Origin of the sequence: Bifidobacterium choerinum (assembly GCF_000741135.1) — a bacterium.
Taxonomy (GTDB): domain Bacteria; phylum Actinomycetota; class Actinomycetes; order Actinomycetales; family Bifidobacteriaceae; genus Bifidobacterium; species Bifidobacterium choerinum.
Genome location: NZ_JGYU01000014.1, coordinates 25,934 through 34,939, shown reverse-complemented (window position 1 = coordinate 34,939; position 9,006 = coordinate 25,934). Strand labels below are relative to the sequence as shown.

Here is a 9,006-nt window from a genome sequence, read left to right as displayed (position 1 = left end):
MTAACAGGCTGATCATTCCCAAGAGTCCATATCGACGGGATGGTTTGGCACCTCGATGTCGGCTCGTCGCATCCTGGGGCTGGAGCAGGTCCCAAGGGTTCGGCTGTTCGCCGATTAAAGCGGCACGCGAGCTGGGTTCAGAACGTCGTGAGACAGTTTGGTCTCTATCCTCTGCGCTCGTTGGAATCCTGAGGAGGCCTGCCCATAGTACGAGAGGACCTGGGTGGACGAACCTCTGGTATGCCGGTTGTCGCGCCAGCGGCACGGCCGGTTGGCTACGTTCGGGAGGGATAACCGCTGAAAGCATCTAAGCGGGAAGCCCGCTCCAAGATAAGGATTCCTGACACCCCTCCGGGGGTGTGTGAGACCCCACATGAGACCATGTGGTCGATAGACCGGACGTGGAAGCCCCGCAAGGGGTGGAGCCGACCGGCACTAACGGTCGAAGACGACCCCCACCGCGACCCATCGCGCGGCGCACGCGTGCGGGACACGCGACCATCGGGAGTCACACGGCAAAGCATCGAACACGCGAACAGACGACGACACATCGTCCCGGTACGAACACGCAGCGCGTCCACCATCCGGTCCCCAAACCAACCACCAACCGGCCCGACGGGTCGGGAACATGGATAACAGAACAACAAGTCTTGCGGCGGTCACAGCCCAGGGGAGACGCCCGGCCCCATTCCGAACCCGGAAGCTAAGACCTGGCACGGCGATGGTACTGCACCCGACAGGGTGTGGGAGAGTAGCACGCCGCCGCACCCACACTTCACATGAAAGCCCCGAACCGGCACACCGGTCCGGGGCTTTCCCATACCCACACCCAACAACCGGCGGACAACCCAACAACACCCCAACCAACAAACCTTCGCCTTTTTGCGAATGCATGATGCATCGCATGGACCTACAATGGAACACGACAGCATTGTCCTGTCGTGGACGGATCACGGCAGCCATCGAATCGGGGAATGATGCGCAAACGTGTGACGCTCAAGGAGATCGCCAAGGAGGCCGAAGTGTCGCCGGCGGCGGTCTCGCTCGTACTCAACAACAAGCCGTCGCGCATCGCCAAGGAGACGCAGCAGCGCATCAGGGAGATCGCCGCACGGCTCAACTATGTCGTCAATGAGAACGCGCGCGGCCTCGTCACGAACGAGACGCATCTGATCGCGCTCATCGTTCCGGACATCGAGAATATGTTCTTCGCGTCGCTTGCCCGGCATCTCGAGGAGGCGTGCCACGAAGCCGGCTATGCGCTGTTTTTGTCCAATTCGAACGATCTGCGCGCGAACGAAAGTGCACTGATGACGAACTACCTCGCGCGCGACATCGACGGGATGCTGCTCATCCCGTCACTGGAGTCGTACCGCCATACGCGGCAGCTGCAGCGTCAGATCGCGGACGCGCATTGCCCCGTCACGCTCATCGACCGTCTCGTCACGGCACGCATCTGCGACGGCGTCGCCTTCGACAATACGCAGGGTGGCAGGCTCGCGGCGCAACGACTGCTCGAGGCGCGCCATCGTCGCTTCGCATGCATCAGCGGGCAGGTCGATGACGTCAACGCGGGCAATCGCATGCGCGGATTCGTCGACGTCCTACACGGCCATCACATCACCGATGATGACATCCTGGTGCTCAACGGCAACTACCGTTTCGGCAGCGGCTATGCGCTTGCGGACCGTGTGCTTGATTTCGGCGCGACCGCGCTGTTCTGCTGCAACGACCTGATGGCGATGGGCGTCATGCAGCGGCTCGCCGAGCTCGGCCTGCATGTGCCCGAGGCATTGTCGATCATCGGATACGACAACATCCTGCGGCGCTTCGGCATGGCGTCCAGACTCACGACGATCGAACAGGATGTGCACAAGCTCGCCGTGCGCAGCTGGGAATGCCTGTACCGCCATATCCGGCGGCACGACACCGGGAAGGACTGCGTCACGGCGACGCGGACGTCGCTGCTCACCCCGCAGCTCGTCGCCGGCGAGACCGTCGCATAGGCGCTCCGCGCCTCGGCGGCATCGACACCGGAAGAGAACACGCCACCCCCATTCCTCTTTTGGTGGAACTTCGCACGATGGTCTATGATGAACGTAGTTCTTTGATAAAACGTTTTACCAAAGAGCGGCAGCCAACAGTCCAACTTCGTCGACGACGACGTGGTATTTCAAGGAAGAAGGAAGGACGAAGCGATGAAGAAGCTCATTTTGGATCTGGATACCGGTGTCGATGACGCGCTCGCCATCTCCTACGCGTTGGGCAGCCCGGAAATCGAACTCATCGGCATCACCGGCACCTACGGCAATGTGCTCATGGAGCAGGGCGTGCGCAATGCACTCGCGATAACCGACCTGCTCGGACATCCCGAGGTCCCGGTGTACAAGGGCCTGCCCCATGCGAGCACGAAGGATTCGTTCGAAGTGCTCCCGATCTCCTCGTTCATCCACGGGGACAACGGCATCGGCGACGTCGCCATCCCGGATTCGGACCGCGAGGCCGAAAGCGAGCCGGCCGTCGACTTCATCATCGACGCGGCGAAGACCTACGGCGACGACCTCGTCTATGTGCCGACGGGTCCGCAGACGAACATCGCCGCCGCGTTCAAGAAGGCGCCGGAGATCGCCGACCAGCTCGGCTCGATCGTGCTCATGGGCGGCTCGCTGACGGTGCCGGGCAACGTGAACGCGTGGACCGAAGCCAACATCTCCCAGGATCCGGACGCCGCGGATTACGTATTCCGCCACACGAAGCATGCGACGATGGTCGGTCTCGACGTGACGTTGCAGACGCTGCTCACCTACAAGGAGACGCAGACCTGGCGCGATCTGGGCAATGCGGCGGGCGCGTTCCTCGCCGACATGACCGATTTCTACATCAAGGCCTACGAGACCACGGCGCCGCACCTCGGCGGCTGCGGGCTGCACGATCCGCTCGCCGTCGGCGTCGCCGTCGATCCCACGCTCGTCACCGTCCATCCGATCAACATGAAGGTCGACGTCGAGGGTCCGACCCGTGGCCGCACGATCGGCGACGAGGAACGTCTCAACGATCCGCACAAGACGATGGGCGTCGCGCTCGGCGTCGATGTGCCGAGGTTCCTCGACGAATTCATGACCCGCATCACGAACGTCGCGCGTCAGGCCGTCTGAGCCCCGCGCCTACAACCGCCATCATTCCCGTATCAAACAAGGACCAATCATGAGTGCCACAACTGACAATGTCGTCAAGCAGGACGCACCAGATCTCGAAGCGCAGAACAAGATGGCCGTGCGCGCCCTCATCCTGCTGCTCATCACCTTCATCCTCGGTACGCTGTGCCTCCAAGGCTTCAACCTGGTGTTCACCAACATCGGCAACGACGTCGGGGCGCCGGAACAGGCGGCGCTGATCACGAGCCTGCCGAGCATCGTGCTCGGCATCGTCTGCTTCATCTACGGTTCGCTCGGCGATTTCGTCTCGCTCAAGAAGCTGATCGTATTCGGTCTGGTCACGCTGTTCGTGGGATCGCTGTTCGGATTCATCGCGAACTTCTTCTTCACGAAGAACCTGTGGACGGTGATCATCGCCCGCATGCTGCAGACCGCGGGCGAGCAGGTCTCGGGCTCCGTCTATCTGGTCATCGCCACGAAGTACCTGAAGAAGGAACTCAAGGTGATCTTCTTCGGCCTGTTCACGGCCGGCTATCAGATCTCCGCGGCCATCGGCGTCTTCGCCGCCGGCCTGCTCACCTCGATCGCATGGCAGTACCTGTTCCTCATCCCGGCCGTCACCATCGTGTTCCTGCCGTTCCTGCTGCACCTGCTGCCGAACCGCCGCGGCGGCTCGCAGCACGTGGACTGGGCCGGATTCGTCATCTTCGGCCTCGCCTCGGCCTTCCTCTCGCTGTTCTTCTCGTACAACAAGTGGTGGATGCTCGGCGTGTGCGCCGCGCTGTTCGTGATCTTCGCGGTGTACATCAACAAGGCCGACGATCCGTTCATCACGCCGGCGTTCTTCAAGAACACGCGCTGGCTCGCGGGCATCATGCTCATCGTGCTGTTCTACTTCACCAACTACTGCGTCTCGCCGATCTTCAACGGCATGGGCGGCGCGCTGTACGACATGGACGTGACGCAGGTCTCCCAGTACATTGTGTGGGCCTTCATCGTGGCCGCCGTCTTCGGTACCACCTCGGGCTGGATCGTCGGCAAGATCGGCCGCACGCCGGCCATCGTGCTCGCATCGCTGTTCATGATGTGCGGATTCATCGGTTCGGCGCTGTGCGTGAACACGAACTTCGCGCTGCTCACGGTCTTCGCCTGCATGTTCTACGCCGGCTGCGGCCTGATGTACTCGCCTGTCGTCTCCACCGTGCTGGACACGCTGCCGGTCGATGAGTCCGGACGCGGCGTCGGCATGAACGATCTCGTGATGAACGTGACCGCCTCGATCGGCATCGCCGTCTTCGGCGCGCAGCTGGGGGCGACGACGCTCGGCGGCGGATCGCTCATCGGCGCGACCGGACCGGCCGCCGTCTACTCGAACCTGCTGCTCATCGCCGCCGGCGTCGTCGCCCTCGGCCTCATCTGGTTCGTCGTGTTCCATAAGAAGATCTACGCCGGTGAGAGCGCACAGGAACAGAAGACCGTCGACCAGCCGCAGGAGGTCCAGGAGGTGCTCGACCCCGTCAAGTGACGCGGTCTGGGGCGTCCCCCGCCGATATGACGCGAGGACGCCCCGTCCTCCATGCGACGCACGACCGATCGCACGGCACAATGAACGCACAGGAAAAAGGAGAGCTCATGAACACCACGCAGACACTCGATCTGCTTGACCGCATCCATGGTTCGGTATCGGTTGTCGGATCGATGAACGCGGATTACACCGTCACCACCGAACGTCTTCCCGGGCCGGGCGAGACGGTCACCGGAGGGCCGTTGCAGGTCCTGCCCGGCGGCAAGTCCGGCAATCAGGCCGCCGCGGCGGCGAAGCTCGGCGCCACGGTCCGCATGTTCGGGGCCGTCGGCTCCGACGCCAACGCCGATTTCCTGCTCGGCAGCCTCGCCGACGCCGGCGTGAACATCAACGGCATCCGCAAGGTGCTGGGCCCCAGTGGCACCACCGTGATCACCGTGGACTCGACGGGCGAGAACACGATCGTCTACTCCCCGGGATCCAACGCCAACGTCAGCGTGGAGTACGTGGAATCGCAGCGGGAGCTGCTCACCGCGTCCTCGGTGCTCGGCCTGTGCCTGGAAAGCCCGTTGGAGACGGTGACCGTATGCGCCAGGATGTGCCACGAGGCCGGCGTCAAGGTGCTCGTCAACGATTCGCCCTTCCTGCCGCAGCTGCCCGCCGAGCTCATCGCCAACGCCGACATCCTGCTCGTCAATGAGCATGAGCTCGCACAGCTGTTGCACATCGACGAACCCGAGGACGACGACTGGGACGGCTTCGACTGGGCCTACGCGCAGGGCAGGCTGCACGACTTCGGGTTCCGGCAGGCGATTGTCACACTGGGCGGCGACGGCTCGGTCGTGCTCGACGAGGACGCGCAGGAATCCATCGTCCGCATCCCGCCGGTGCGTGTGGCCGCCGTGGACACCACCGGTTGCGGCGACTCCTTCATGGGCACGGTGCTTGCGGCGCTCGCCTCCGGCATGACGCTGCGGGAGGCCGCCAGGCTCGCCTCGTACGTATCCGCCTATGCGGCGACCGGCTACGGTGCGCAGGCGTCCTACGGCACGAGCGTGCAGATTCGCGACATGTTCGCGTTGAAGCGCTGAGGCAAACGCTCGTATGCATGAGGGGCGGCCGTCCCGATCGGGGACGGCCGCCCCTCATGCATACGAACAGGGCGTTATGCGTAGATGTTGCGCGTGCGCATGTCCTCGGGTAGCCCGTTGAGCAGATTCGAGACGGAACGCGATTCGAAGACCGAACGGATGCCGGCGGCGAGCAGCGGCGCCGTCGAAAGCACCGTCATGTTCGGCAGGCGCTTCTCCTCGGGGATCGGCACTGTGTCCATCAGCACGATCTCCTTCGCGCCGCTGTCGCGCAGACGCTCGACCGCCGGTCCGGACAGCAGGCCGTGCGTCGCGACGAGCGTGACCGACTTCGCGCCATGCTCGTGGAGCGTGCGTACGGCCTCGCAGATCGTGCCGGCCGTGTCGATCATGTCGTCGACGACGACGCAGTCGCGGCCCTTGACGTCGCCGATGATGCCGTGGGCGACCGCATGGTTCGGACGCGTCGTGTCGCGGGTCTTGTGGATGAAGGCGAGCGGCAGGCCGCCGAGCTTCGCCGCCCACTGCTCCGAGACCTTGATGCGGCCGGCATCGGGGGAGACGATCGTCGTGTTGTCGAGCGGCAGACGGTTGCGCATGTAGTCGAGCAGCACCGGCATCGCCGTCAGATGGTCGACCGGGCCATTGAAGAAGCCCTGCTCCTGCGCGGCGTGCAGGTCGACGGTCATGACGCGGTCGGCGCCGGCCGCCTCGAGCAGCGAGAACATCAGCTTCGCGGTGATCGGCTCACGGCCCAGATGCTTCTTGTCCTGACGAGAATAGCCGAAGAACGGCGCGACGACGGTGATCGACCGCGCCGACGCGCGCTTGGCGGCATCGATCATGATCAGCTGTTCCATGATCCATTTGTTGATCGGCTGCGTATGCGCCTGCATGATGAACACGTCGGCGCCGCGGACGGGTTCGGTGAACCGCACGTACATCTCGCCGTTCGCGAAGTCATAGGCCGTCGTTGGCAGGACCTCGGTGCCGAGATAATGCGCGGTTTCCTCAGCTTGTTCCGGATAGGCGCGTCCTGTGACGAGTGCGAGTCGTTTATCGGGTGTGCCTTCGAGAACTGCAGACATGGTTCGCCTTTCAAATGCGTGGGAGTACCCGTGGTTCAAGCAACACCAATATAACAATGTGTCTGTATGTGCATCGGGCGCCGTTCGGCCGTCAGCGCGACGCGAAGGGCGGCGTGCGAGGCCTTGCGCGGCGAAACGCGCGGGAACCATGCGGCGCCGACGGCCGGATGTGTCCTGCTTCGCGGCTATGCTATGAAAGTTGCTCTAAACCGGGTGTGCCTTTGGCTGCCCGGAACACGGCACAAACGCATACACACTCCTGTCACGGAACGTCCGTGGCCGAAAGTCCGAAGGAGGTGGGTGATGTCTGCGCATAAGTACGAAATGATGTTCATTGCCGATCCTGAACTGGATGATAACGGTCTGAAGAAGCTGACTGATCAGCACATGGAGATCGTCACCAAGGAAGGCGGTTCCGTCGAGAACATCGATATCTGGGGACGCCGCAAGCTCGCTTACGAGATCGATGGCAAGAACGAAGGCAACTACGTCGTCGTGACGTATAGCTGCGAACCGCAGGTCAGCGACGAGCTCGACCGCGTCATGAACCTGAACGAAGCGATCGTTCGCACGAAGATCATTCGTAAGTAATTCCGCTGTAGGTTTGTGCACTAAGGATAGGCAGGCAAGACATGGCAGGTGAAACCATCATCACGATCACGGGCAATCTGACCCGCGATCCGGAACTGCGCACCGTGGGCAGTGGCTCGACGGTCGTCAACTTCACCATCGCTTCGTCCACGCGTACGTTCAACCGGAACACCAACCAGTGGGAGGACGGCGACACGCTGTTCATGAACTGCTCGGCGTGGGATTCGGCACGCACCTCGCTTGCGTCGAACATCGCGAACACACTGTCCAAGGGCATGTCCGTCATCGCCCAGGGCCGTCTGACGCAGCGCTCGTATCAGGCGCAGGACGGCTCGCAGCGCACCGTCGTCGAACTGCGCGTCGAGGACATCGGTCCTTCGCTGCGTCGCGCGACTGCACAGGTCCAGCGTCAGTCCGCAAGCTCCGGCTTCGTCGGCAATCAGCAGGGCGGCTACAACAACGCCCCCGCCGGCAACGCGAATCGTGGAGGATATCAGGGCGGTGCCGCCTACAACGGCGGCGCGAGCAGCTACGGCGCTCCGCAGCAGCCGCAGCAGGCTCCGGCCACTGACCCGTGGGGCGAGTCCTCGCAGTCCTCGAGCTCGAGCTTCGGCAGCTTCGGGACGAGCGAATTCGGTGGCAACGGCGACGAGGACGATTTCTAAGCCCCGGGCCGCATCCGAGTCCAACATCGCAATACCACAGCATCACATCATTTCATTTGTAAGGAGACCATAGATGTCACGCAAGAGGCCGCAGCCGCCGGTGAAGCCGTTCAAGAAGAAGCCGAACCCGCTCAAGGCTGCCAAGGTTACCGAGATCGATTACAAGGACGTTGCGCTGCTGCGCAAGTTCATCTCCGATCGCGGCAAGATCCGTTCCCGTCGCATCACCGGCGTCACCGTTCAGGAGCAGCGCGAGATCTCGAAGGCGATCAAGAACGCCCGCGAGATGGCCCTGCTGCCGTACGCCACCAACGGCCGCTGATTCTAGGAGGAGTTGAAGATGGCAACCACCAAGGTTATTCTCAAGCAGTCCGTCAACAATCTGGGTCATGCCGGCGACATCGTTGAGGTCAAGCTCGGCTACGCCCGCAACTACCTGATTCCGCAGGGCTACGCCCTCGCCTGGTCGAAGGGCGCCGCCGCTCAGGCCGAAGCCATGAAGCGCGCTCGCCTCGCCAAGGCCGTCGCCACCCGTGAGGGCGCCGTCGAGGCCAAGGGCATCATCGAAGGCATCGCGGTCGAGATCCCGGCGAAGGTTTCCGAGTCCGGCAAGCTCTTCGGCGGCATCTCGAATGAGCAGATCGCCAAGGCGCTCGCCGACAAGGTCGCGGTCGATCCGAAGGCGATCACCGTCGAATCGATCAAGACGACCGGCGAATTCCCGGCCACCGTCGCCCTGCACCCGGAGATCACCGCGAACTTCTTTGTGAAGGTCGTCGCCGAGTGACCCCGCCGGTCGCATCGATGACGATCCGATTCGTCCGATGCGGCCACCACAGACCTGATACCGTCTGAGCTTAAGCATACGAAAGTCCCCGCAGCGATCGGCTG

9 protein-coding genes and 2 rRNA genes are annotated in these 9,006 nt (G+C 63.0%); 10 read left to right on the top strand and 1 reads right to left on the bottom strand.

The annotated features are described in order from the left end of the window. The 6 genes from BCHO_RS09410 to BCHO_RS08260 form a co-directional block, all read left to right on the top strand. A 23S ribosomal RNA gene (locus BCHO_RS09410) occupies positions 1–458 on the top strand; the annotation flags it as partial. Positions 459–651: 193 nt separating this feature from the next. Continuing rightward, positions 652–768, top strand: a 5S ribosomal RNA gene (gene rrf / locus BCHO_RS08280). A 206-nt stretch (positions 769–974) separates the two neighbouring features. Further along, on the top strand, positions 975–2,006 hold the full coding sequence (locus tag BCHO_RS08275; protein ID WP_237743073.1) for a LacI family DNA-binding transcriptional regulator: 1,032 nt from the start codon (positions 975–977) through the stop codon (positions 2,004–2,006). 192 nt (positions 2,007–2,198) lie between these two features. After that, entirely contained in the window at positions 2,199–3,155 is a 957-nt protein-coding gene (locus BCHO_RS08270; protein ID WP_024540209.1) for a nucleoside hydrolase, read from the top strand. 49 nt (positions 3,156–3,204) lie between these two features. Further along, positions 3,205–4,680 carry an MFS transporter gene (locus tag BCHO_RS08265; RefSeq protein WP_024540210.1) on the top strand — a complete coding sequence of 492 codons (1,476 nt, stop codon included), beginning with the start codon at positions 3,205–3,207 and terminating at the stop codon, positions 4,678–4,680. Positions 4,681–4,787: 107 nt separating this feature from the next. Next, a complete protein-coding gene (locus BCHO_RS08260) occupies positions 4,788–5,771 on the top strand; it encodes a ribokinase (RefSeq protein ID WP_024540211.1) in 984 nt (327 codons plus the stop codon). Between the two features lie 74 nt (positions 5,772–5,845). Here the strand turns inward: BCHO_RS08260 and BCHO_RS08255 are convergent, their stop codons facing one another. Further along, positions 5,846–6,859 (bottom strand): ribose-phosphate diphosphokinase, encoded by a 1,014-nt coding sequence (locus BCHO_RS08255; protein WP_024540212.1) that lies wholly within the window; start codon positions 6,857–6,859, stop codon positions 5,846–5,848. Positions 6,860–7,162: 303 nt separating this feature from the next. Here BCHO_RS08255 and rpsF point away from each other — a divergent pair, with 303 nt between their 5' ends. From rpsF to rplI, 4 genes are all read left to right on the top strand, one after another. Further along, positions 7,163–7,450, top strand: coding sequence for a 30S ribosomal protein S6 (gene rpsF / locus BCHO_RS08250; RefSeq protein WP_024540213.1), 288 nt, complete (start codon positions 7,163–7,165; stop codon positions 7,448–7,450). 41 nt (positions 7,451–7,491) lie between these two features. Beyond that, entirely contained in the window at positions 7,492–8,115 is a 624-nt protein-coding gene (locus tag BCHO_RS08245; RefSeq protein WP_024540214.1) for a single-stranded DNA-binding protein, read from the top strand. A 73-nt stretch (positions 8,116–8,188) separates the two neighbouring features. After that, complete coding sequence (gene rpsR / locus BCHO_RS08240) at positions 8,189–8,437, top strand: 30S ribosomal protein S18 (RefSeq protein WP_024540215.1); 249 nt, start codon at positions 8,189–8,191, stop codon at positions 8,435–8,437. Positions 8,438–8,455: 18 nt separating this feature from the next. Continuing rightward, a complete protein-coding gene (gene rplI, locus BCHO_RS08235; RefSeq protein WP_024540216.1) occupies positions 8,456–8,902 on the top strand; it encodes a 50S ribosomal protein L9 in 447 nt (148 codons plus the stop codon). The last annotated feature ends 104 nt before the right edge of the window (positions 8,903–9,006 follow it).